Source organism: Cytobacillus mangrovibacter, from assembly GCF_042865275.1.
In the GTDB taxonomy this organism is placed as follows: domain Bacteria; phylum Bacillota; class Bacilli; order Bacillales; family Cytobacillaceae; genus Cytobacillus; species Cytobacillus mangrovibacter.
Genome location: NZ_JBIACJ010000022.1, coordinates 16,805 through 39,724, shown reverse-complemented (window position 1 = coordinate 39,724; position 22,920 = coordinate 16,805). Strand labels below are relative to the sequence as shown.

Annotated in this window: 23 protein-coding genes; 22 read left to right on the top strand and 1 reads right to left on the bottom strand. The window is 40.2% G+C overall.

All coding sequences use genetic code 11. The annotated features are described in order from the left end of the window. The first annotated feature begins 4 nt into the window (after nucleotides 1–4). Genes ACFYKT_RS21645 through ACFYKT_RS21580 form a run of 14 tightly spaced genes read left to right on the top strand, consistent with a single transcriptional unit; the run spans nucleotide 5 to nucleotide 11,714 of the window. Nucleotides 5–982, top strand: coding sequence for an ABC transporter substrate-binding protein (locus tag ACFYKT_RS21645; protein ID WP_389224043.1), 978 nt, complete (start codon nucleotides 5–7; stop codon nucleotides 980–982). Between the two features lie 46 nt (nucleotides 983–1,028). Further along, nucleotides 1,029–2,006, top strand: coding sequence for a FecCD family ABC transporter permease (locus ACFYKT_RS21640; RefSeq protein WP_389224067.1), 978 nt, complete (start codon nucleotides 1,029–1,031; stop codon nucleotides 2,004–2,006). A gap of 3 nt (nucleotides 2,007–2,009) precedes the next feature. Then, entirely contained in the window at nucleotides 2,010–3,479 is a 1,470-nt protein-coding gene (locus ACFYKT_RS21635) for an adenosylcobinamide amidohydrolase (protein ID WP_389224040.1), read from the top strand. Beyond that, nucleotides 3,476–4,459, top strand: coding sequence for an adenosylcobinamide-phosphate synthase CbiB (cbiB, locus tag ACFYKT_RS21630; protein WP_389224037.1), 984 nt, complete (start codon nucleotides 3,476–3,478; stop codon nucleotides 4,457–4,459). Before ACFYKT_RS21635 ends, cbiB begins: the two co-directional genes overlap by 4 nt. Next, a complete protein-coding gene (gene cobD, locus ACFYKT_RS21625; protein WP_389224034.1) occupies nucleotides 4,416–5,507 on the top strand; it encodes a threonine-phosphate decarboxylase CobD in 1,092 nt (363 codons plus the stop codon). Before cbiB ends, cobD begins: the two co-directional genes overlap by 44 nt. After that, nucleotides 5,474–6,061: a bifunctional adenosylcobinamide kinase/adenosylcobinamide-phosphate guanylyltransferase gene (locus tag ACFYKT_RS21620; RefSeq protein ID WP_389224031.1), complete on the top strand. Its 588-nt coding sequence runs from the start codon at nucleotides 5,474–5,476 to the stop codon at nucleotides 6,059–6,061. The genes cobD and ACFYKT_RS21620 overlap by 34 nt, the downstream gene beginning before the upstream one ends. Next, nucleotides 6,055–7,569 carry a cobyric acid synthase gene (locus ACFYKT_RS21615; RefSeq protein ID WP_389224027.1) on the top strand — a complete coding sequence of 505 codons (1,515 nt, stop codon included), beginning with the start codon at nucleotides 6,055–6,057 and terminating at the stop codon, nucleotides 7,567–7,569. The genes ACFYKT_RS21620 and ACFYKT_RS21615 overlap by 7 nt, the downstream gene beginning before the upstream one ends. Next, nucleotides 7,556–8,347 carry an adenosylcobinamide-GDP ribazoletransferase gene (gene cobS, locus ACFYKT_RS21610; RefSeq protein WP_389224024.1) on the top strand — a complete coding sequence of 264 codons (792 nt, stop codon included), beginning with the start codon at nucleotides 7,556–7,558 and terminating at the stop codon, nucleotides 8,345–8,347. Before ACFYKT_RS21615 ends, cobS begins: the two co-directional genes overlap by 14 nt. Then, nucleotides 8,305–8,937 carry a histidine phosphatase family protein gene (locus tag ACFYKT_RS21605; RefSeq protein ID WP_389224021.1) on the top strand — a complete coding sequence of 211 codons (633 nt, stop codon included), beginning with the start codon at nucleotides 8,305–8,307 and terminating at the stop codon, nucleotides 8,935–8,937. Before cobS ends, ACFYKT_RS21605 begins: the two co-directional genes overlap by 43 nt. Then, a complete protein-coding gene (locus tag ACFYKT_RS21600) occupies nucleotides 8,871–9,305 on the top strand; it encodes a bifunctional adenosylcobinamide kinase/adenosylcobinamide-phosphate guanylyltransferase (protein WP_389224018.1) in 435 nt (144 codons plus the stop codon). The genes ACFYKT_RS21605 and ACFYKT_RS21600 overlap by 67 nt, the downstream gene beginning before the upstream one ends. Nucleotides 9,306–9,320: 15 nt before the next feature. Next, nucleotides 9,321–9,905, top strand: coding sequence for a cob(I)yrinic acid a,c-diamide adenosyltransferase (locus tag ACFYKT_RS21595; protein WP_389224015.1), 585 nt, complete (start codon nucleotides 9,321–9,323; stop codon nucleotides 9,903–9,905). Beyond that, on the top strand, nucleotides 9,906–10,400 hold the full coding sequence (locus tag ACFYKT_RS21590) for an ECF transporter S component (RefSeq protein ID WP_389224012.1): 495 nt from the start codon (nucleotides 9,906–9,908) through the stop codon (nucleotides 10,398–10,400). Beyond that, nucleotides 10,397–11,104 (top strand): ATP-binding protein, encoded by a 708-nt coding sequence (locus ACFYKT_RS21585; RefSeq protein ID WP_389224009.1) that lies wholly within the window; start codon nucleotides 10,397–10,399, stop codon nucleotides 11,102–11,104. The genes ACFYKT_RS21590 and ACFYKT_RS21585 overlap by 4 nt, the downstream gene beginning before the upstream one ends. A gap of 1 nt (nucleotide 11,105) precedes the next feature. Continuing rightward, nucleotides 11,106–11,714: a histidine phosphatase family protein gene (locus tag ACFYKT_RS21580; protein ID WP_389224006.1), complete on the top strand. Its 609-nt coding sequence runs from the start codon at nucleotides 11,106–11,108 to the stop codon at nucleotides 11,712–11,714. A 383-nt stretch (nucleotides 11,715–12,097) separates the two neighbouring features. Here the strand turns inward: ACFYKT_RS21580 and ACFYKT_RS21575 are convergent, their stop codons facing one another. Next, nucleotides 12,098–12,646 (bottom strand): GNAT family N-acetyltransferase, encoded by a 549-nt coding sequence (locus ACFYKT_RS21575; RefSeq protein ID WP_389224003.1) that lies wholly within the window; start codon nucleotides 12,644–12,646, stop codon nucleotides 12,098–12,100. A gap of 143 nt (nucleotides 12,647–12,789) precedes the next feature. Between ACFYKT_RS21575 and ACFYKT_RS21570 the strand changes: the two genes are divergently transcribed. From ACFYKT_RS21570 to ACFYKT_RS21535, 8 genes are all read left to right on the top strand, one after another. Beyond that, the gene (locus ACFYKT_RS21570) at nucleotides 12,790–13,272 is read left to right on the top strand and encodes a GNAT family N-acetyltransferase (protein WP_389224000.1); all 483 of its coding nucleotides are present in this window, start codon (nucleotides 12,790–12,792) and stop codon (nucleotides 13,270–13,272) included. Between the two features lie 4 nt (nucleotides 13,273–13,276). After that, a complete protein-coding gene (gene fosM, locus ACFYKT_RS21565; RefSeq protein ID WP_389223997.1) occupies nucleotides 13,277–13,699 on the top strand; it encodes a FosM family fosfomycin resistance protein in 423 nt (140 codons plus the stop codon). A gap of 75 nt (nucleotides 13,700–13,774) precedes the next feature. After that, on the top strand, nucleotides 13,775–14,638 hold the full coding sequence (locus ACFYKT_RS21560; protein ID WP_389223995.1) for an AraC family transcriptional regulator: 864 nt from the start codon (nucleotides 13,775–13,777) through the stop codon (nucleotides 14,636–14,638). Between the two features lie 482 nt (nucleotides 14,639–15,120). Next, a complete protein-coding gene (locus tag ACFYKT_RS21555; protein WP_389223992.1) occupies nucleotides 15,121–16,587 on the top strand; it encodes a SulP family inorganic anion transporter in 1,467 nt (488 codons plus the stop codon). A 235-nt stretch (nucleotides 16,588–16,822) separates the two neighbouring features. Then, nucleotides 16,823–18,775 (top strand): LTA synthase family protein, encoded by a 1,953-nt coding sequence (locus ACFYKT_RS21550; protein WP_389223989.1) that lies wholly within the window; start codon nucleotides 16,823–16,825, stop codon nucleotides 18,773–18,775. A gap of 258 nt (nucleotides 18,776–19,033) precedes the next feature. Next, nucleotides 19,034–20,113, top strand: a complete 1,080-nt coding sequence (locus tag ACFYKT_RS21545) for a D-alanine--D-alanine ligase (RefSeq protein WP_389224064.1) — start codon at nucleotides 19,034–19,036, stop codon at nucleotides 20,111–20,113. Between the two features lie 414 nt (nucleotides 20,114–20,527). Continuing rightward, nucleotides 20,528–21,901 (top strand): UDP-N-acetylmuramoyl-tripeptide--D-alanyl-D-alanine ligase, encoded by a 1,374-nt coding sequence (locus ACFYKT_RS21540; RefSeq protein ID WP_389223986.1) that lies wholly within the window; start codon nucleotides 20,528–20,530, stop codon nucleotides 21,899–21,901. A gap of 136 nt (nucleotides 21,902–22,037) precedes the next feature. Next, the gene (locus ACFYKT_RS21535) at nucleotides 22,038–22,733 is read left to right on the top strand and encodes an alpha/beta hydrolase (protein WP_389223983.1); all 696 of its coding nucleotides are present in this window, start codon (nucleotides 22,038–22,040) and stop codon (nucleotides 22,731–22,733) included. Nucleotides 22,734–22,920 lie beyond the last annotated feature (187 nt).

The following is a 22,920-nucleotide window of genomic DNA, read 5'->3' as shown; positions in this document are numbered from 1 at the left end:
TAAGATGAAAAAATTATATTCATTATTATTCGCAATGCTTCTAGCTGTCGGTGTATTGGCAGGCTGTGGTGGAAATACGGAAGAGCCAAATGAAAATGCGAATACCAAAGATAAAGAAACGCAACAAGTCAAGGAAGAGTCTGCCTTTCCCGTTACAATAAAGGACGCTCTCGATAATGAGGTTATCATCGATGCAAAACCGGAGAAAATTGTTTCTCTTATTCCAAGTAACACGGAGATTGCATTCGAATTGGGATTAGGTGAGCAAATTGTCGGTGTAAATGATTTTGATAATTATCCTGCAGAAGCAGCTGACAAGGAAAAAGTCGGCGGACAGGAATTTAATGTTGAGAAAGTGATTTCATTAAGCCCGAATCTTGTTCTTGCACATGAATCAACTGCTGATGCTGTGGAAGTAGGGCTGCAGCAGTTAAGAGATGCAGGAATTGCTGTGTTCATCGTAAATGATGCGGAAAACTTTGATCAAGTATTTGAAACAATTATTACGATTGGTACGGCAACAGGAAAGAAAGAGGAGGCTGAGAAGCTAGCAGCGAACATGAAAGAAAAGCTTGAAGCAATTATAGCCAAAGCAGCAGATATTACAACAGAAGAACGTAAAAAGGTTTTTGTTGAAGTATCACCAGCACCAGAAATCTTTTCAGTTGGATCTGACACTTTTATGAACGAAATGCTCCACATCATTCATGCTGATAACATTGTGACTGAAGAAGGATGGGTGCAACTGGACTCAGAAGCAGTTATTGAGCGGAATCCAGATGTTATTATTACGACTCATGGGTTTTATACAGAAGATCCTATTGGAAATGTTCTGGGCAGAGATGGATGGCAAGACATCACTGCTGTGAAAAATAAGCAAGTGGTCGATGTAGACTCTGATATGGTTACCCGTACAGGCCCAAGGCTTGTTGAAGGAGTAGAGGAACTTGCAAAAGCTATTTACCCTGAAATATTTAAATAATAAAGGGATCGCCTATTTAATTGCAGCTATCTTTCTATTGGTTGCGATGCTGCTCGGGATATCAATTGGAACGGTTTCCGTTTCTGTTATAGATATTCTGAAAATAATTGGCGCAGAAATTTTCCGCCTGTCACCAAATGAACAGATTGATCCCATGTATACGAATATTGTCTTAAATATTCGGCTGCCAAGGGTTATTTTAGCAGGGTTAGTTGGGGCGTCTCTCGCAATTGCAGGAGCCGCCTTTCAAGGTTTATTAAGGAATCCGCTCGCAGATCCCTATACACTAGGTGTCTCTTCTGGTGCATCAGTTGGTGCGGTATTAACGATGTTTTTTGGTATTTCGATTCCTTTTGTTGGGCTGTTAACCTTACCATTGCTTAGTATCTTATTTGCTTTTATTACGATCTTTGTCGTTATGCTATTTGCCCGTCAAATCGATCGATCGATGAAAGTGGAAACGATCATACTAACAGGGATCATCTTTAGTTCCTTTTTAGGATCAATTATATCGATGATGATTGCGCTTACAGGAGAGGAGCTAAGACTAATTATTGGCTGGCTTCTCGGCAGTGTTTCAATGAGGGGCTGGGCATATATTAAAATTATTCTTCCATTCTTTATCATTGGCTCCTTTCTTCTTCTTATAAACACGAGAGAATTAAATGCGATGTCTTTTGGTGAAGAAAGAGCACAGCATATCGGTGTGAATGTCCAAAAGAGAAAGAAGATCATTCTAATTGCTGGTTCAATTTTGACGGGGGCGGCGGTTGCTGTATCAGGAACAATTGGCTTTGTCGGGCTCGTTATCCCACATTTAACAAGACTTCTATGGGGACCGGATCATAAGCATTTATTGCCGCTTTCCATACTAACAGGAGGAGGCTTTCTCATTTTGGCTGACCTAGTAGCCCGTACGCTTATTTCTCCTTCAGAATTGCCGATTGGTGTGATCACAGCCTTAATTGGTGCACCGGTATTCGGGATTATTTTAATGAATAGAAGAAAGGAAAGAAGAGGATAGATGATGCTAAGTGTACAGGGATTAACAGGCGGATATTCCGGGGATGCCATTGTAAAGAATGTCTCCTTTGAATTAGAAAAGGGTGAATTGTTCGGAATCTTAGGGCCGAATGGCAGTGGGAAAACAACCTTATTAAAAATGCTTAGTGGGATTCTTCCTTTTTCAAGTGGAGATGTTTTCTTAAAAGGAAAATCCCTGAAGATGTATACACCGAAGGAATTGGCGACAATCATCGCAGTTCTATCTCAGCACTCTTCACAATCATTTTCTTATACAGTTAAGGAGACCGTTTCGCTTGGTCGGTATGCCCATCAGAAAGGCTGGTTTCAAACATGGTCTGATGAAGATGACAGCATAGTCATGCAGGCAATGGAACAAACAGGGGTCGCTCACTTTAAAAATCATTATATTCATGAATTGTCTGGTGGAGAAAGGCAGCGGGTTTTTCTTGCACAGGCACTTGCACAGGAACCGGAAATCTTGCTGCTTGATGAGCCGACAAACCATCTGGATCTATCTTTTCAGAAAGAGCTGCTCGATTTATTGAAAAGCTGGACAAGGGGAAGAGGGCTGACCGTTATCTCCATTTTTCATGATTTGAATTTAGCAGGGCTGTATTGTGATCGGCTGCTTCTTTTGGAAAATGGCAAGATCAACATCAATCATATTCCGAATGAAGTCCTGCGCGAGGAAAGAATTAAGAAGGTCTATCATACGAAAATACAAAAGCAGCCACATCCAAAAGTGCCGGCGCCACAGATGGTTCTCCTCCCAGAGGCATTTGATGAAGAAACAGGGAGTCCTATGATTGATGAATCCCTTTTAACATTTACTGATGAGTATATTGCCCTCCAATGCCCGATTCCACTTCGTACAATGTCCTCAGGCGTTGTTGGTCCTGGAACAGGCTGGCATCAGATTTTTGTCAATCGGCATGTAAATAAGGATTATGATTGCAGCGACCATCGCAAGGAAATGGTGGACTATTTAAAAGATCACGGCTTTGAACCAGGTGAAACGGTCGGAATGATGACAGCGGTTGTGCTTGAGGATGTAAGCTTTCAACTTTATAAAGAGGAGGATTTCTCTGTCTTTATTGTTGTAACAGCTGGTGTAGGAAATGCGATTGATGCTTCTAGAAGTGAGGAGCATTCCTTTCAGATGACGCCTGGGACAATTAACACATGGGTGTTTATTAGTGGAGAATTAAATGAAGAGTCCTTCATTCAGAGTATTATGACTGCTACTGAAGCTAAGACAAAGGCTATGTACGACCTTGAAGTTAAGGATGCGGTCACGGGAACGATTGCAACAGGTACTTCCACTGATAGCATTCTAATAGCAGCTACTCAAAAAGGACAAAAGCTTGATTATGCCGGAACGATTACTCCACTCGGAAAAGTAATCGGCAAAGGGGTTTATGAATGTACGAGGGAATCGATCCAAAAGTCTAGAAAAAGGATAAAGAAATGATCATTCATCATCTTATTGCCATCACACTTGCCTATGTACTAGATCAAATGATTGGAGACCCTGAGAATTGGCCGCATCCTGTTCGATGGATGGGTTCATTGATTTACAAGCTTGAAAAAAGCTGGAATAAAGGAAGTTCTAAGAAAATTAAGGGAATAGGTATGCTTCTAGCCGTATTAGCTGTAGTCGGAGGAATTTCTGTACTAATTGTTGTTCTATTTTACCTGATTCATCCAGTGGCTGGGATTTTGGCAGAGGGGATTTTGATCTCGACAGCAATTGCACAGAAAAGCTTAAAGGAAGCAGGGATTACTGTTTATGTTCCATTAGAGAAGGGGGACATGGAAGAGGCTAGAAGAAAGCTATCTTATATCGTTGGAAGAGATACAGATCAGCTGGATGAACCGGAAATGGTCAGAGGAACGGTTGAAACAGTCGCTGAGAATACAAGCGATGGGATTACTGCTCCATTATTCTGGGCGCTGATTGGCGGAGCTCCTTTTGCCATGATGTATCGAGTGATTAATACTTGTGATTCAATTGTTGGTTATCGTAATGAGAGATATGAAGACTTTGGCTGGGCCTCTGCCCGTCTCGATGATATCGTGAATTGGATTCCCAGCAGATTGACATCCCTCTGTATGCTGGCAGGGAATCGACCTGAATATATACATATGTCTCAGGCATGGAGAGTTGTTTGGCGTGACGCGAAGAAGCATCCAAGTCCGAACAGCGGCTGGGGAGAAGCAGCTGTAGCAGCCATCCTCGGTGTGCAGCTTGGTGGAATTAATTACTATAAAGGCATCATTTCTAACCGGGCGACGATGGGTGACCCGCTCGTTCGTTTAGAAAAAGGTCATATCCTTAAAACCAATAAAATTGTGACTCGCACGATACCTATTTTTCTATTATTGCTATGGTTAGGAGGAATGCTCATTGAAATGGCCAGCACATGGATCAAATCCGCAATATTTATATGAGGCGATGGAAGTCACGATGCCAGACAATAAGGTTGATTTCAGTGCGAATATCAACCCGTTAGGTCCTCCGCCATTATTAAAAAAGAATTGGCATCAGCTTATGGAAGTAATCTCAGATTATCCAGACCCGAAAGGCGAACGATTAAAGCAAAAGCTTGCTAAAAGGGAGGGGATCTCTAAAGATCAAATCCTTATTGGAAACGGCGGGGCAGAGCTCATTTCCCTGCTAGGCAGAATGCTTGCTGGAAAAAAGGTCTTGATAGTCCAGCCAGCCTTTTCAGAATATGAAGAAGCGTGCTGGATCAACGGTTGTACAATCGATTATCATCAACTAGAGCCTGATAGCTGGGAATGGGAGGATGATGGCTTTTTAACCAAGCTTCAAAAGGCAGATGCCCTATTTTTCTGCAATCCGAGCAATCCAACAGGTGTTTTTTACGATCAATCTTTAGTCTTCCATCTCCTGCAAGCGTGTAAGGAAAATGATTGCCTTATTATCATAGACGAGGCTTTTTATGATTTTCTTATCGAATATGAATCAATCGTTCCATACATAGAGAAATGCTCCCAATTGGTTATTATTCGATCAATGACAAAAATGTTTGCCATTCCAGGCTTGCGGCTTGGCTATATAATGGCTCATCCGTCAATTATTGAACAGATGTCAGCACTCCAGCCGCATTGGAGTATTAATGCCCTTGCATTAAAGGCTGGTGAATGGTGTCTCGAAAGCAAAACATATATAGATGAAACAAGGAAACTTATTCAATCAGAAAGAGAAAGGTTATTTATTTTCTATAAAGAGTGGAATTTTCAAGTTTCTCCATCCCAGATTAACTTTTATTTATTAAAGGACCCATCTTTAAAAGATCAGCTGCCATTGTTTCAATTTTTAATCGAAAGGGGCATCATCCCTAGACATACGATGAACTTCAGGGGACTTGAAGGCGGATGGCTGCGCTTTGCAATTAAGGGGCCAGAGGACAATGATCAATTGATGGAGGCGATGACGGAATGGCGAAAGATCAGTCGTCTCTCATCTTTATAAGTGGGGGCGTTCGCAGCGGGAAAAGCAGTTTTGCGGAAAAGCTTGCTGCAGATATGGCAAGGCAGACGTCAGGAAATCTTCATTATATAGCTGCTGGTCAAGCAAGTGATACTGAAATGAAGGAAAGAATTGTCCGTCATCAAAAGGATCGCTTGACGAGTGGCCTTCGTTGGAAAACATGGGAACAGCCTACAGATATCATGGCGCTTTCTGAGGCTTTTGGCAGGCAGGATATTGTTTTGCTAGATTGTTTAACGACACTATTAAACAATGAATTTTTCGCTGTGGATGGACAGTGGAAGATGGCTAGCTTTCAGGAGCAGGTTATGTGCTCAATTATGAAGGGAATAGAACAAATAACTAGGTGCTGCCAAGCCTTAATTGTAGTAAGTAATGAAGTCCTTTATGAATCAATTGGGGAGAATGAGCTTGTATTTACATACAGCAGAATGCTGGGGCAGCTTCATCAGCATGCAGTAGCAAATGCAAAGCAAGCTTATCTCGTTGAAGCTGGGATTCCTATATTAATGAAAGAAGTGGATGTTATATGTTAGGAATCATGATACAAGGGACGGCATCCGATGTAGGGAAAAGCTTGGTTGCGACCGCCATTTGCCGGGCTTTTGCCAATGAAGGAATTCGGGTTGCGCCGTTCAAGTCACAAAATATGTCCAACAACTCCTATGTCACTGTAGATGGAAAGGAAATTGGCCGAGCACAAGGCATTCAAGCAGAAGCGGCAAAAACAGCAGCAACTGTTTGGATGAATCCGATTTTGCTAAAGCCAAGGTCTGATCAGCATGCAGAGGTTGTTTTATTCGGCAAAGCGACTGAGACACTGTCTGGAAAAGGGTACCGGGATTCGTTTTATGAAAAGGGGCTGGATGCGATTCAATCGGCCCTCGATCAATTAAGTCAGGAATTTGATGTTGTTGTCATGGAAGGTGCCGGGAGTCCGGTAGAGATTAATTTGAAAGATAAAGAGCTTGTGAATATGAAGGTCGCCCAAATGGCGGATATTCCTGTTATTCTAGTAGCGGATATTGACAGAGGCGGCGTGTTTGCTAGTATTGTTGGCACATTGGAGCTAATGACCCCTGAGGAAAAGTCACGAGTAAAGGGGCTAATCATTAATAAATTTCGAGGGGATCTTTCTCTGTTTGAGGATGGGATTAAGTGGATTGAGGAGAGAACGGGAATTCCGGTGCTTGGCGTCCTTCCTTATATCGATAACCATATGATTGACGGAGAGGATTCATTATCCATGCCTGCCTCTTCAAGAAAAAGGGGAGAGAATCTTCTTGATCTTGTTGTCATTAAACCGCCCTACATATCGAATTATAGCGATATTGAGCCTTTTTACTATGAACAGGATGTCTCCGTTCGGTGGGTTAGCCATCTATCAGAAATGGGAGAGCCAGATGCCGTGATCTTGCCTGGTACAAAAAGTACGATTAAAGATCTGCAGTTCTTTAAAAAGGCTGGATTGGCTGAATGGCTGCACACATTTGCTGATAAAGGCGGTCATATTGTCGGGATATGTGGCGGGTACCAAATGCTTGGCCAGTTATTAATTGATCGAGAAGGCTTTGATACTGGTATTTGTCATACAGAAGAAATAGGTCTCGGTCTCATCCCAGGAACAACTACGTTTTTGCGAGAAAAGGTTACAGTTCGGGTTGAAGGTAGCTTGCATCCAAGAACCGGCAGTCAAAAGCCTGTTAGCGGCTATGAAATTCACTTAGGTGAAACGGCTCTGGATGAAGGGAGAGAAAGTAGTTTTCTTCTTTTAAATAACGGCGATGAGGAAGGCTATTTTGGAGAGGGCGGCAAAATTATCGGTACGTATTTGCATCATCTTTTTCATAATGATGAGTGGAGAAGCGAGTGGTTGAACGGATTACGGCAAACAAGAGGACTTCCCTTACAGGAAACTGTCCATATTAGCCGTTTGAAAGATCAGAAATATGATGAATTGGCTGCACATCTGCTTGCACATCTTGATTGGGGAAAGCTGAAGGAGATTACGTTTAACTGGGGAGCACATCATGAAATGGCTTAAAGGTTTATTAATTAATCTGCAGTTTTTCACTGCAATCCCAGTGCCAATGGCTTTGCCAATGGATAAAGTACATCTTGAAAAGGCAATTAAGACCTTTCCGCTCTTAGGCTTGCTGCAAGGTGGAATATACGCGTTTCTCTTTTATGCGTTCCTTCATTGGACTCCATTCTCTGCCTTAACGGCTGCTTTCGTGCTATGGCTGGCAGGAATTATTTTAACGGGCGGGATTCATCTTGACGGCTGGATGGATGCAAGTGATGCCTTTTTCTCTTATCAGGATCAGGAAAAAAGGCTTGAAATTATGAAGGATCCGCGAGCAGGTGCTTTTGGTGTTCTCTCAGTCATTGTATTGCTAGGTACGAAGTTTTTCTTTATATATGAAATCACTCAAATGGTTCATTCAACTACTCTTCTTTTTATTGCGGTTATTCCTTTTTTTAGCAAAATGATTATGGGTGTTCTGCTGTTAAGGGTAAAGGCGGCTAGAAAAGAAGGGCTAGGTACATTATTTAAAAACGCATCGAATGAGCGAACGCTTATTATTTATCCCGTTTATGTGATCTTACTTCTTGCTGCAGCTGGCATATGGTGGAATCAAATGCTAGCAGGGGTGATTGTTTTTATTATCGTTTCTGTATGTGCCCTATTTATTTTGCCGAGAAAAATCATCAGCTGGTTTGGCGGCATGACAGGGGATGTACTTGGTGCGAGTGTTGAAGGGATGGAGCTCTTGCTATGGATGACACTGTGGTTATTGCATTATTTCGCCATGGGCTGACAGAGGCTAATAAGCGTCATGCCTATCTCGGCTGGACGGATTCACCGCTTTGTTCTCATGAAAAAAAGAATGTCGTTACGTCAGAGAGCTATAAACGTATCTTTTCAAGTGATTTAGGCAGATGCCTTGAAACGGCCAAAATCCTTTTCCAAAATGATGAACCAGAACAATTAAGTGAGCTGCGTGAGATGCATTTTGGTGAATGGGAAGGGAAAACCTTTGATCAATTGAAGGGGGATACACTCTATCAGAGTTGGCTAGCTGCTCCCTTTGCAGTTAAACCGCCAATGGGGGAGTCCTTTTCGGAGTTTTCACGGAGAGTGGATAGCGGATGGGAAAAGGTCGTAGCAAGAATGGCAGAAGTAAATATCCGGAGTGCAGCAGTTTTGTCCCATGGAGGGGTTATTCGTTATCTATTAACAAGATATGCCTCTCATGTGAAAGACTTCTGGGATTGGAAGACTCCACATGACAAAGGCTATGAGCTGGTTTGGCATTGGGATGGATGGAGGAGGGGTGAGCGATGCACTTTGTTACGGGAGGTGCCTTTAATGGCAAATCCAGATGGGTTAAAGAATACTACGAACTAAATGAAACTCCATATTTATGGATTTCTGCCTATAAGGGGGATTCTGTTCCCGAGCATACAGATAACTGGATGGACGTCATGATTCTTGAAGGGCTTGAAAAATGGGTTCAAGAGTGGAGCAGTCAATTAGATAGTCATGAGATAAGGGAAAAGTGGCGCAGATTGTTGTGTAGTTGGCTAAAGTGGGAGAAAGAAGCAGGGCATAGAAAATTAATTTTAATTGGAACGGATCTATCAAAAGGAATTGTGCCGATGCGTGCCGAAGAACGTAAGTGGCGGGATATAACTGGCTGGACCTATCAGGATGTGGCAGGCATGGCAGAGAAGGTTGACTTAATCTGGTATGGAATCAGCCAAAAAATAAAATAAAAGGGGATAAGACAAATGAAAATTTATACACGAACTGGAGATAAAGGAAAAACAAGTATTATTGGGGGAAGAGTGGATAAGGATGATATTCGTGTTGAAGCATACGGGACAGTTGATGAAGCAAACTGTTTTGTTGGGCAAGCGATGACACAATTAGATCCAGCAACTTTTCAAGATGTTCTTGAGGATTTGGAGAAAATCCAGCATGAGCTTTTTGATTGTGGCGGCGATTTAGCGAATGTAACAAAAAATCGTCAACTGAAGTTAACGACGGAAGCAGTGGAGTATTTAGAGAAGAGAATTGATCTTTTTACTGAAGAGGCTCCAAAGATTGAAAGATTTATTCTTCCAGGTGGGACTCCAGCATCTGCTTCTATTCATATTGCCCGAACAGTGACTAGAAGAGCGGAAAGATTGATTGTTTCCCTAGTAAAGGCTGATCCTGAAGTTTCTGAAACATCGTTAAAGTATATTAATCGCTTATCTGATTACTTCTTTGCTCTAGCGCGAGTGATTAACTTCCGTATGAATCAAAAAGATGTTGAGTATATCCGCAGTGCTAAGGTTTTTCGTGAGGAGAAGCGTAAGGAGGATAAATAAATGAAATCAAAGAAAATGGCTTTTATCAGCCTGCTCGTTGCGCTGACAGCCATTGGAGCTGCGATAAAAATTCCGTCTAACATCGGAAGTGTGGCATTAGATGCGTTCCCAGCTTTGCTTGCGGCTGCTTTATTAGGAAGCCAAGCCGGGGCAATTGTCGGGGGAATGGGGCATTTGCTGTCTGCACTTCTAGGCGGCATGCCGCTCGGTCCGCTTCATTTTGTAGTAGCCATTGAAATGGCGTTTTTAGCTGTTGTCTTTGCTCTTCTCTATCGAAACGGGAAAAAGTGGCAAGCGGGGCTTCTTTTTGTGCTGGGGAATACATTCGCTGCACCACTGCCATTTTTATTTTTGATGGGGAAAGCCTTTTATTTGTCGATTGTTCCATCGCTTTTTGTTGGTTCAGTTATAAATACGATCATTGCTTTAGTTATTATTCCGCGTCTATCATCAGTTGTAGAATTAATGATTTCTAAGAAGAAGGCGAGCCGATGAGGGATGTCCTTCATATCCCTTTTAATAGGGAGGAATCCATTGTCATTGCGAGTGATAATAGCGGGGCAATCGGATTGAAAGCTGAAGATGTTGTAAGGGTGCCATATGAAATGGTTTCTTATTACTCTTTTCGAGTGGCAGTAATGGAATGTATGGCAGCGGGAGCGGAGCCGTTTGCAGTTACATTGCAGAATTTTTGCGGGGAAGAGGCCTGGCAGGCGTTGATAGATGGGATTGAGAATGGACTGGCTGAACTCGGACTGGATGCGGTTTCTATTACTGGGAGTACAGAAAGTAATTTTTCATTGAAGCAGTCAGCGATGGGGATTACAGTTCTCGGGAAAACTAGGGGGAAAATGAGTGAGCCTAAGTACTCAGATCAAACGAAGATAGCTGTAATCGGTGTTCCATTAGTAGGGAATGAATTAGTTGAAAGAGAAGAGGAAGCTGCGCCATTGTCGTTGTTTAAGCAAATTTGTTCACTGACAGATGTTGTTACAATACCTGTCGGGTCAAAGGGAATCTTATCCGAATTGAATGGTTTATTTTTGAATAAAGTGTTTAGTGCTTCTGAAATTCATACGAGCTTGGACCTTCTTAAATCGTCTGGTCCATCTACTTGTTTTATTGCAGTTTATCCTGATGGGAAAAAAGATAAAGTGATGTCTCTAGCGGGTCGACACTTTTACGAGTTAAGAGGTTAGTATGCTACATTTATATATCATTAGGCATGGCGAAACAGAATGGAATACAGAAAAAAGAATGCAAGGGCGTCTCGATTCGGATTTGACGGAGAAGGGCAGGAATGCTGCGCTGTTATTGGGCGAAAGGCTGAAGGATACGGTCTTCGATCGGATTATTTCATCGCCTAGTCAGCGAACGATGGATACAGCACAGCTTGTTCGTGGGAAAAGGCCCATTTCGTTCGAAACGGATGAGCGGTTAATGGAAATTGCTTTGGGTGATTGGCAAGGAAAAACCGAAGATGAAATTAAGGCACTATTTCCTTCTCAGTATGATCTTTATTGGAACCATCCAACTTTGTATGAAAATCCTGAAGGCGAGCGATTTATAGACGTGATGGAACGGGTTGCTAGCTTTTTAGAAGAACTAGTAAACACAACTCCATCAGGCAATGTGCTGGTGGTTACACATGGAGTTGTGCTTAAAACACTCTATCTCCTCTGCCGGAATGCGCCGATTGATCAGCTCTGGGATCCGCCTTTTATGCATGGAACAAGTCTTACTATAGTTAAGCTTCATGAAGGAAGGAAAGAGCTTGTTCTGGAAGGGTGCATGGCTCATTGTCGTTAGACTCCTCGTTAGTAAGGCGAGTCTTTTTTTTTATAAAAACTGTTGGCGACCGGCGAAAGGTAGAGAAGGGAGTTGCGGTAGCCAATAGAGTAGATTGCCTCCCGTAAAAGTAGAAAAAGAGAAGATGCGGTAGACAATAGGGTGGATTGCCTCCCGTAAAGGTAGGAAAAGAGAAGATGCGGTAGCCAATAGAGTAGATTGCCTCCTGTAAAAGTAGGAAAAGAGAAGTTAAGGTCGCCAATAGAGTAAATTGGCGACCTTAAAAGTAGAAAAGAGAAAAAGCCTTATCTAATGCAGGAATTTAGTTTGATGTCTGCAGTGTTCATTGGAAAAGGTAATTATCTCTTTTCTATATGCAAAAACAATCTATTCAATCAATTGTGTTACTCTTCCCATTCCTCTCTCAAAATCCCCATTCGAATAGAATCATAGTATTCTCCATCATACAAACGGCATTTTCTCAGGCGGGCTTCAAGCTTCATCCCGATTTTTTCAGCTGCGCTCATCATTCTTTTGTTGCCTGACCATGTCGTAAGCCCAACCCTTACAAGTGGAAGTGAAGCAAAGAGGTGCTGAACCCAGAGGGTTAGGGCATCCGTTCCGTAGCCGCCATTCCAATACTGTGGATCATAAATAACAATTCCTACCTCCAGCCAATTTGATTCACGATGCTCCCAATAGTAGCCAATTGTTCCAATCAATTTTCCACTGGCCTCTATCACCATTCTTGATACTGGATCATCATTGTCAGGATGCTTAACAAAATCCTTTTTAAAAACTTCAAATTCTTTAAAATCTAGAGGGAAATAGGGGGCATCCCACTTTTTCCATTCTGGATTCTTTGTTCCATAAATATAATCCCATATTTGCTTTAGATCATCATCCAAAATAGGACGAATCGTTACTTTGTTTCCTGTAAGCATTTTTGTCATGTAATCTCTCCTATTATTTTGTTTGTAAACCTATTATATCAACATTTATTTGAATGTTATAAATATTTATATCAACTTCTCTTTACCGAACATACATTCCTATGGTAGTATAGAGAGTATACATAGACATAGGAGGAGTTTTTATGAGCTCTTTAAAAGAAGTTGACTTGCAGCTTTATAAATCTGAGTACCTTGAATCATTAAGTAGATTTGAGTTGCCTGAAGATCAGGAACAATTTACTGCATTGCCTATTCATTCGCTAGAAATGACACATGAAAGGCATCCGATTGTTATTTTAAGCAATAATGAACCAGTTGGATTTTTTGTACTCCATTCAAGTGAACGGGTAGAAGAGTACTCTGATAACTCGAATGCCATGTTACTTACGGCATTATCAATTAATTATTCGCAACAAGGAAAAGGGTTTGCGAAAAAGGGAATGGCGCAAATAAAGGATTTTGTAATTGAGACTTTTCCGGAATGTAATGAGATTGTACTAGCAGTAAATAAAAGAAATATTGCTGCCCAAAAGCTGTATGAAAAGGTTGGTTACAAAGACACTGGCCGCAGGAAGATGGGGCGGATGGGAGAGCAATTCATTTTCAGCTTTCCGGTTATGAGGTGACAGTGTGAATGTAAAAGGATTGAACCATTTACTATTTTCCGTTTCCAATTTGGAGCATTCAATCAAATTTTATCAAAGTATTTTTGATGCAAAGCTATTGGTAAAGGGAAGAAGTACAGCCTATTTTGATCTGAATGGAATGTGGCTTGCACTGAATGAAGAAAAAGACATTCCGCGTAATGAAATTAGCTATTCCTATACTCATATCGCTTTTTCAATAGAGGAAGATGAATTTGAGAGGGTGTATGAAAGATTAAAACGATTACATGTACATATTCTTACCGGTCGTGAAAGAGATATAAAAGATAAAAAATCGATTTATTTTACCGATCCAGATGGTCATAAATTTGAATTCCATACAGGTACATTACAGGATAGACTGGCCTATTATCAGCAAGAGAAAAAGCACATGGAGTTTTTCGATTAAAACTGTCCTAACAAAGCATAAATTGACAGGAAGCAATACAGTACGGTTGTTATTATTTCTATAGGGAGTGAACGTATGGGCTGGGTTGAATCGTTGCAAAAGGCTATTGACTATATGGAAGAGTTCATATTGGAGGACATTACAATAGAAGGTATTGCGAAGCAGGCAAATACTTCTGAATTCCACTTTCAACGGACTTTCACTATTTTAACTGATGTCTCTGTTGGTGAATATCTTCGACGAAGACGATTGTCTTTAGCCGCACAAGAACTATCTGATACGGATCACAAAATCATCGATCTAGCTTTTAAGTACGGCTATGATACTCCCGAGGCTTTTAGTAAGGCATTTCGCAGGCAGCATGGAATAACACCTAGTGAGGCAAGAAAGAATATTGGAAAGCTGAATTGTTATAACCGCCTGGTCATACAGGTGAATCTGAAAGGAGCGGAACCGATGAGGTATAAAATTGTAGAAAGAGACAGTTTTAAGGTAGCAGGGATTAAAAAAGAGTTTTCCCTTAAGAACGAGGAGAATTTAAAGGGAATTCCTAAAATGTGGGATGAAGTGAATGGGGATGGGACGGTAGACAAAATAGCTCGGTTAAATAATGGAGAGATTAAAGGTATTCTAGGGGTTTGCGTGGATAAAAGGTTAACACACTCTGAACAATCTATTGATTATTGGGTGGCTGCAGAATATAAAGGAGAAGCACCGGATAGTTTTTTAACTCTTGAAATCCCTGCATCGAAATGGGGCGTATTTGAGGTTCATGGACCAATGCCAGATGCAATGCAAAAAGCATGGAAGCAAATTTTCTCAGAGTGGTTCCCTTCCAATCAATATGAACCAGCTGGGACGCCTGAATTGGAAGTTTATTCTGATGAAGATCCTTCAAGTGCAGATCTTTATTCCGAGATTTGGATTCCATTAAAATAATCGCTGCTTTTTGAATCTGCGGATGTAATGAAATGATTCTGGTTGAAGAATTTTGCGGACTGTTGTTCCGCTATTTCATAAAAAGGGTTTATTTCTTAGAATTTGCGGACTCTGGTTCCGTTATTAGGGTTTGAGAGAATAAATTTTGTATGATTATGATCAATTAACGGAACTGTTGTCCGCTTGCGTTGCAAAAATAGTAGATATTATCTAAATAGCGGAATGGTTGTCCGTTAGATTTCTGGGCGGACCAGGGTTCCGTTATTGTCACCTATCCTAGAATGGGAGAGTATATTTTATTAATTATATAGTATTAAGGAAATAGACGGAGAAAAATGTAGTAAGGGGATTAAATAAGCGTTTTCATTCCGCCTTGCCATTCTCATTAAATATGTTATGATTTTATATGTTTTTAACGGCCCCGACTTTGATGCGAGTTCAAAGTCCTTTTTTTTTGAAAAAAATTAAAACGAGGTGTTTATTTGAAGGTATTAACAATGAAAGAACAGTGGTTTGGCAATATTAGAGGAGATATTCTTGCAGGGATTGTTGTGGCGTTAGCTCTTATTCCAGAAGCGATTGCTTTTTCCATCATTGCTGGTGTAGATCCAATGGTGGGATTGTATGCCTCTTTCTGTATTGCTGTTACTATTGCCATCGTAGGCGGAAGACCTGGAATGATATCGGCTGCAACTGGAGCAATGGCCTTGTTAATGGTTACATTAGTTGCCGATCACGGGATGCAATATTTATTTGCTGCAACGATTTTGACAGGTGTTCTACAAATCTTATTCGGTGTTTTTAAATTAGCCAGATTCATGAAGTTTATTCCTAGGTCAGTCATGATCGGCTTTGTTAATGCATTAGCGATTTTAATTTTTATGGCCCAGCTTGAGCAATTTGTTGGTGCAACTTGGGTTATGTACGCAATGGTTGCCGGAGCATTAGCAATTATTTATCTTTTTCCGAGAATAACGAAAGCAGTTCCATCTCCATTAGTGGCCATTATTGTTATCACTATTATTGCCATAATGACGAAGAGTGATGTGAAGACAGTTGGGGATATGGGAAATTTAACTTCAGCACTTCCAACATTTTTCATTCCGGATGTGCCATTTAATTTAGAAACTTTGAAGATTATCTTTCCTTACTCAATTGCTCTTTCTATTGTAGGCTTGTTGGAGTCATTATTAACTGCATCTATTGTAGATGACATGACAGACACGGCAAGTGATAAACATCGTGAAACCCGCGGTCAGGGAATGGCGAATATTGTTGCCGGATTATTCGGCGGGATGGCTGGCTGTGCAATGATTGGTCAATCGGTTATTAATGTAAAATCTGGTGGAAGAGGAAGATTATCTACTATTGTCGCTGGATTATTCCTGATGTTTTTGATTCTTGTATTAGGAAATATTGTGGTTCAGATTCCGATGGCTGCACTAGTTGGTGTGATGGTTATGGTTTCTATTGGAACGTTTGATTGGGCTTCAATTAAAGGTTTAGCCAAAACGCCTGTCACAGATTCTATTGTCATGATTGTGACAACAGTAACCACTGTGTTCACTCATGATCTATCAAAGGGTGTATTTGCCGGAATTATTTTAAGTGCTATTTTCTTTGTAGCAAAAATCTCAAAGGTTCATGTAAGCACTCAAATGGAAGGCGATAAGAAAATATATGCGGTTAAAGGCCAAGTATTTTTTGCTTCAGTCGAGGAGCTTGTTGCGGCTTTCGATTATAACGGAGATGTAAAGGAAGTAGATATCGATTTCACCCATGCACATATTTGGGATGACTCAGGGGTTGCGGCAATTGATAAAATCGTATTAAAGCTAAGAGATCAGGGAGTGTCGGTTCATTTATCCGGTTTAAACAAACCAAGCTCTCATTTAATCGAGCGACTAGCTGTTCATCCTAAAGCTGGTGCAAAGGTTTCAGGTCATTAGAAATTGTATCCATCCATTTGGTTTTCTAAGTGAATTTGGATATTTATTTCATATCTAGGGCATAGATGTAAATTGATCAAAATGGTTCATTTTTTTAGTGAAACATGATATATTGTTTATCGCGGTTAAAATGATAAATAAACATAATTAATATATAACCTTTCTTTGAGTTTACGGTTTATTAATCTCAGTCACATTCGTATGACAAAGGCAAAGAATAGGAGAAGGTGTAAAAATGAATAAACGATTTTATAAAGATCAAAATGTGCTTAATAAATTTGTGATCTTTTTCTTTTTAACAGTAGTCCTTCTTTGGATGAAAACATATATTGTTCAATCAACACAGTTTGACTTAGGGCTAGAAAATTCCCTGCAAAGGTTTCTATTATTCTTAAATCCATTAGGGTCGTCTTTATTATTCTTGGGACTAGCATTCTTCTTTAAAGGCAGAAAAAAATATATTTGGCTGATGATTATTGATTTTCTTTTATCATTTCTTTTGTTTGCCAATGTTTTATTTTACCGATTCTTTAATGATTTTATTACATTGCCAACTTTAACACAGACGCAAAATTTTGGAGATGTTAGTGGAAGCATTAGCTCTCTGTTAAAACCATATGATTTCTTATTCTTTATTGATCTCATTCTTTTGATCGGCTTGCTTTCTTTCAAATTTGTAAAAATTGAAGTGAAAGATATTGGCCGCAGACAGGTAGCTGCTTTATTATGTTTAGCTTTAGGGATTTCAAGTTTAAATCTTGCTTTAGCAGAAGCAGACCGTCCGCAGTTATTGACAAGAGGTTTTGATCGTAATTATATTGTGAAATATTTGGGTATGTATAATTACACAATCTATGATGCCGTTCAAAGTACGAAGGCATCAGCACAAAGGGTTATGGCAGACAGCAATGATATTACTGAAGTCATTAACTTTACTCAATCCAATTATGCTGAGTCAAACCCAGCATATTTCGGAAAAGGTGAAGGAATGAATGTGATCTATTTGCATCTTGAATCGATGCAGAACTTCCTAATTAATTATAAGCTGAATGGGGAAGAGGTCACACCGTTCCTGAATTCCTTGACAAGTGAAGAAAACACGCTTTACTTTGATAATTTCTTCCATCAAACAGGACAAGGTAAAACGGCTGATGCGGAGTTTATGCTAGAAAACTCATTGTATGGATTGCCTTCAGGTTCAGCGTTTACAACAAAAGGATTGAATACATTCCAAGCTGCACCAGCAATACTTGGTCAACAAGGCTATACATCAGCAGTATTTCATGGGAATTCCGGAAGCTTCTGGAATCGAAATGAAATTTATAAATCATTTGGCTTTAACAAGTTTTTTGATTCGAGCTATTATGATATGAAACCTGAAGATTTAGCGGATTATGGTTTAATGGATAAGCCGTTCTTTGAGCAATCGGTGCCGCTTTTGGAATCATTGCCACAGCCGTTTTATACAAAGTTTATGACGGTTACTCATCATTATCCTTACCCGATTAAAGAGGAAGATGCAACGATTGCCCCACATACAACAGGGGATAAATCAGTTGATCGTTATTTCCAAACAGCTCGTTATGCAGATGAAGCACTAAAGCAATTTTTCGAGGACTTGAAGGAATCAGGCCTGTATGATAATTCAATTATTATCATGTATGGGGATCATTATGGAATCTCGGAAAATCACAATAAAGCGATGGAAAAAGTACTTGGAAAAGAAATTACGTCTTTTGAGAGTACTGGTTTACAACGAGTTCCATTTTTCATTCGCGTGCCTGGCATGGAGGGCGGAGTGAACCATGAGTACGGTGGACAAATGGATATTCTTCCAACTCTGCTTCATTTACTAGGGACTGAAACAAAGGATTACGTACAATTAGGAACAGACCTATTATCTGAACAGCATGATGATCTTGTACCTTTCCGAAATGGCAACTTTGTAAGTTCAACGATTACTTCTATTGATGGCAAATTCTATGATTCTAAGACAGGATTGCTGTTAGAAGAGGAAAGAATGCCTGAAGCAGAAAAATTACAGGAAAGTGCAAGCCATAAACTGTCTCTATCTGATAAGGTTGTGAATGGGGATTTATTGCGATTCTATACGCCAGAGGGCTTTACTCCGGTTGACCGTTCACAATATAAATATAATGAAACAGAACCAGATGAATCGGAGAAATAAATAGTTAACAGGCTGTCTGAGAAATCAGGCGGCTTTTTTCTTGAAATTGTTTAGCTATGTAGCCATATATTAAATAAGGAAATTAGAAATAATATGAAGAAAAGTTTCCTTTCTCCCAAATGATTCATACATATATAAATATGGGCGAAGACAGTTAGAAAAAAATTCCTTAATAATCGTACATGTAACACTCCCTTTCTTAATTAAGGAAGTGGTAAAATAGGTAGGTGCAATTTCAATTGGAGGTTTATTTAAATGATGAAAACAAAAATTGGTCTTTTATATGGCGGGAAATCCGCAGAGCATGATGTTTCAATGCAGACGGCAATGGCCGTAATAAAAGCATTAGATCTAGAGAAATTTGAAATTCATCCAATATATATTTCAAAAAGTGGAGAATGGATAAAAGGGCAGCAATTATTAGGACCTGTAGAAAATGTAAAAGAATTAGCATTTTCAAATACTGAAGCATTGCCACAAGCAGCTTTAGCACCTACCTTATTCCAAGCATCTGAAAAGAGCGGTCCATTTGATGTGATTTTTCCATTATTACATGGCCCTAATGGGGAAGATGGTACAGTACAAGGATTACTGGAGTTAATGAACCTGCCTTATGTAGGTAATGGTGTTCTTTCTTCTTCAGCAGGCATGGATAAGGTCATTATGAAAAACGTCTTTGCACAAGCAGGTTTACCTCAAGTAAAGTATACGTGGCTAATCCGCAGTGAATGGGAAAATGCAAAAGACGATGCCTATATTAAAGTGGAAAATGAGCTTGGCTATCCTTGCTTTGTTAAGCCTGCTAATCTTGGTTCAAGTGTTGGGATTAGTAAATGTACAAACCGTTCAGAGCTTGAGCGGGCATTTAAAGAGGCCTTTCAATTTGATCGTAAAATTATTATTGAAGAAGGAGTCACTGCAAGAGAAATCGAAGCGGGAGTTCTTGGAAATGATTATCCTGAATGCTCCGTTGCAGGTGAAATTGTTCCGAAAAAGGAATTTTACGATTACAAGGCAAAATATGAGGATGGCAATACCGCATTAATTATCCCAGCTGAAATTACTGAGACACAATATAATGAGTTGAAGGATATGGCGATTAAAGCCTTTAAAGCACTTGATTGCTCTGGGCTAGTGAGAGCGGACTTCTTCCTTACTAGAGAAGGCAAGTGGTATATTAACGAAATTAATACAATGCCAGGCTTTACGCCGTTCAGTATGTTCCCATTGCTTTGGAAGCATACGGGCGTTGAATACCCGCAGCTGATCGAAAAACTAGTCAATCTTGCAACAGAAAGACATGCAGAAAAACAAAATATTAAACATACGATGGAATAACGAAAAGCGGAGGCGGCTTGATCATCGCCGTACAAACTGGAAGGGCCGCGACTGAGATATAGGAAACACGAAGAGCGATAGCGATTCGATGTTGACTTATCGTGGGGAGGGGACCTGAAGTTTGATAGGCGATAGCCGCCGCAGCTAGACAAATCGAAAAGCGGAGGCGACTGATCAGTCCCGACAAGCATAAGACGAACTGGATGGAAGGTTGTACTTTAACCATCTAGCCAGTTTGACTTATGACCTCGAGGGACTAGGAGCCGCAGCTAGACAAAGAAAAGCGGAGGGGGCTTGCCCAGCCCCCGCAGCTAGACATTACAAAGAGACACGGCGATCATTTCGTCGTGCTCTCTTTATACATATAGACACATCAGGTTCTAAATGAATGCTGTCTGAAAAGGAGGTAAATCGATGATTAAGCGAACGTTTCATGAGATTACACAGATGATAACAGTCGAGAATGATGTTACAGCATTTAAAGATACAGCCATTAGCGGTGTCAGTATCGATTCTAGAAAAATAACGAAAGGTAACCTGTTTGTCCCTTTTAAGGGGGAAAATTCTGACGGGCATCGATTTGTTGAAGATGCCATTAAAAAAGGGGCAGCAGCAGCCTTTTGGCAAAAGGATGTTCCAAATCCTCCACTGCATTTGCCGATTCTAGTTGTAGAGGATCCTTTAATCGCTTTACAAGAACTGGCACGTAAATACCGCGATGAATTAGATGTCAAAGTAGTTGGAATTACTGGCAGCAATGGAAAGACGACGACAAAGGATATAACAGCAAATCTTCTATCTTTGAAATATAAAGTTCAAAAAACAGAAGGAAATTTTAATAATGAGATTGGTCTTCCTTTAACAATACTTGGACTAGAAGAAGATACGGAAATGGCTGTACTAGAAATGGGGATGAGCAGCAGGGGGGAGATTGACTTCCTTACTCGCTTAGCACGTCCAGAGGCAGCTATTATTACAAACATCGGTGAATCCCATCTCCTTGACTTAGGTTCAAGAGAAGGAATTGCGGAAGCAAAGCTTGAGATTGTTAATGGCCTGCAAGAAAACGGGTTACTCACTTATTATGGAGATGAACCTTTATTAACGCAGCAATTGGAAAGAAGCACGGGGAAGATAGTTAAAAAGACATTCGGAAGAAATCCGAAAAATGATCTTTTTCCAGTGGAAATTGAACAAAATGATACAGGCAGCTCATTTGCCATCAATGCTTCAAAAGCAACATTCTTTCTTCCTGTCTTAGGAACACATAATGTATTAAATGCGATGGCAGCCATGACTGTTGCCAACTTCTTTGGTATTCCATTTGAAGAGATGAATGCCGGCTTTGCTGGACTAAAATTAACAAATATGAGAACCGAGCTTCTTGAAGGAAAAATGGGCGAAAAAATTATTAATGATGCATATAATGCAAGTCCAACCTCGATGCATGCAGCAATTGAATTAATTGCTCAGCTTCCTGGTTATAAGAATAAGATCCTTGTTCTTGGTGACATGCTTGAATTAGGTCCAGAAGAAGAGTCGTTTCATCTGAAAATGGGAGAGTCTATTGATTCAAGGGAAATTGATTATGTCCTTACATTCGGTAAGCTTGGGAAATGGATTGCTGAAGGAGCGAAAGTCTCATTACCTGCAGACCGAATCCTTGCTTTTACTGAAAAGCAGCCACTTATAGAAGCATTGCAAAAGCTTGTAAATGAAGAAACAATCGTCTTAGTCAAAGCTTCAAGAGGAATGAAGCTTGAGGAAGTCGTTTCGGCATTACAATAGAATTTTAAAAAGCCCCCTGTTTCAGTGTATGCGATGAAAACAAGGGGTTTTTTATTTTGAGTTTCTATCAATGGTATTGAAAAAGGCAGTTGGTGTAAAATAAAACTAAATAAACTTAATTTGGCGGTGAATAAGAATGATTGGCTGCATGTGTATACATGGATTTACAGGTGCACCTTTTGAGGTGGAGCCCTTAGCTAGCTATTTAAAGGACCGTACGGATTGGGAAATTGTTGTGCCAACTCTGCCGGGGCATGGCGACAAACTTGAATTAAAAGGAATTGAATATAATAAATGGATTCAACATGCAGAAAATGAACTGCAAAGGCTGATCGAAAAATGTGAAACAGTATATGTTGTTGGTTTTTCTATGGGAGGATTAATTGCTAGTTATTTGTCTGTTCATTATCCCGTTGCAAAATTAGTCCTGCTAAGCGCGGCAGCCTATTATGTAAACCCGAAACAACTATTCAAGGATATTGGTGAAATGTTCAGGGATGGTGTAAAGGGAAGATTAGCGGAAAATGAAATGTTTGTCAGATATAAGAGAAAAATCAAAGCTACACCTATCACAGCTACCATTCAGTTTCGAAGGCTAGTAGCTGTGATTCGGCCAATCTTACATCAAGTTACGATCCCGACTTTAATTGCTCAAGGTGAAATTGATGGAGTTGTTCCTCCGAAAAGCGCACAATATTTGTACAATCGGATTGGAACTAATTCCAAAAAGTTAATTTTCCTAAAGAAATCCAAACATTTAATTTGTCATTGTGAGGAACGTGAAGACCTATTTGCGGAAGTGCATCAATTCTTAAAACAGCTGGGAAATTAGCCTTCTCCAATACATGTATCAGATTGCAATTATGTATTGAAAATGTTAAAATTACCAATAAAGAAACATGAGAAACCCGGACATGCTCCAACTGGAGAATGTCTTTTTTCACTTTTATACTGCATTATGCAGGATGCGGACCACTCATTCATTTCGTGAATTTGTATATATAGTTTTGGGGTTGAAA

What these genes read in the sequence shown, in the direction of transcription:
- ACFYKT_RS21645 (WP_389224043.1), top strand. Translation starts at nt 5, where the DNA reads ATGAAAAAATTATATTCATTATTATTCGCAATGCTTCTAGCTGTCGGT.
- ACFYKT_RS21640 (WP_389224067.1), top strand. Translation starts at nt 1,029, where the DNA reads ATGCTGCTCGGGATATCAATTGGAACGGTTTCCGTTTCTGTTATAGAT.
- ACFYKT_RS21635 (WP_389224040.1), top strand. Translation starts at nt 2,010, where the DNA reads ATGCTAAGTGTACAGGGATTAACAGGCGGATATTCCGGGGATGCCATT.
- cbiB (WP_389224037.1), top strand. Translation starts at nt 3,476, where the DNA reads ATGATCATTCATCATCTTATTGCCATCACACTTGCCTATGTACTAGAT.
- ACFYKT_RS21620 (WP_389224031.1), top strand. Translation starts at nt 5,474, where the DNA reads ATGGCGAAAGATCAGTCGTCTCTCATCTTTATAAGTGGGGGCGTTCGC.
- ACFYKT_RS21615 (WP_389224027.1), top strand. Translation starts at nt 6,055, where the DNA reads ATGTTAGGAATCATGATACAAGGGACGGCATCCGATGTAGGGAAAAGC.
- cobS (WP_389224024.1), top strand. Translation starts at nt 7,556, where the DNA reads ATGAAATGGCTTAAAGGTTTATTAATTAATCTGCAGTTTTTCACTGCA.
- ACFYKT_RS21605 (WP_389224021.1), top strand. Translation starts at nt 8,305, where the DNA reads ATGGATGACACTGTGGTTATTGCATTATTTCGCCATGGGCTGACAGAG.
- ACFYKT_RS21600 (WP_389224018.1), top strand. Translation starts at nt 8,871, where the DNA reads ATGCACTTTGTTACGGGAGGTGCCTTTAATGGCAAATCCAGATGGGTT.
- ACFYKT_RS21595 (WP_389224015.1), top strand. Translation starts at nt 9,321, where the DNA reads ATGAAAATTTATACACGAACTGGAGATAAAGGAAAAACAAGTATTATT.
- ACFYKT_RS21590 (WP_389224012.1), top strand. Translation starts at nt 9,906, where the DNA reads ATGAAATCAAAGAAAATGGCTTTTATCAGCCTGCTCGTTGCGCTGACA.
- ACFYKT_RS21585 (WP_389224009.1), top strand. Translation starts at nt 10,397, where the DNA reads ATGAGGGATGTCCTTCATATCCCTTTTAATAGGGAGGAATCCATTGTC.
- ACFYKT_RS21580 (WP_389224006.1), top strand. Translation starts at nt 11,106, where the DNA reads ATGCTACATTTATATATCATTAGGCATGGCGAAACAGAATGGAATACA.
- ACFYKT_RS21575 (WP_389224003.1), bottom strand. Translation starts at nt 12,646, where the DNA reads ATGACAAAAATGCTTACAGGAAACAAAGTAACGATTCGTCCTATTTTG.
- ACFYKT_RS21570 (WP_389224000.1), top strand. Translation starts at nt 12,790, where the DNA reads ATGAGCTCTTTAAAAGAAGTTGACTTGCAGCTTTATAAATCTGAGTAC.
- ACFYKT_RS21560 (WP_389223995.1), top strand. Translation starts at nt 13,775, where the DNA reads ATGGGCTGGGTTGAATCGTTGCAAAAGGCTATTGACTATATGGAAGAG.
- ACFYKT_RS21550 (WP_389223989.1), top strand. Translation starts at nt 16,823, where the DNA reads ATGAATAAACGATTTTATAAAGATCAAAATGTGCTTAATAAATTTGTG.
- ACFYKT_RS21545 (WP_389224064.1), top strand. Translation starts at nt 19,034, where the DNA reads ATGAAAACAAAAATTGGTCTTTTATATGGCGGGAAATCCGCAGAGCAT.
- ACFYKT_RS21540 (WP_389223986.1), top strand. Translation starts at nt 20,528, where the DNA reads ATGATTAAGCGAACGTTTCATGAGATTACACAGATGATAACAGTCGAG.
- ACFYKT_RS21535 (WP_389223983.1), top strand. Translation starts at nt 22,038, where the DNA reads ATGATTGGCTGCATGTGTATACATGGATTTACAGGTGCACCTTTTGAG.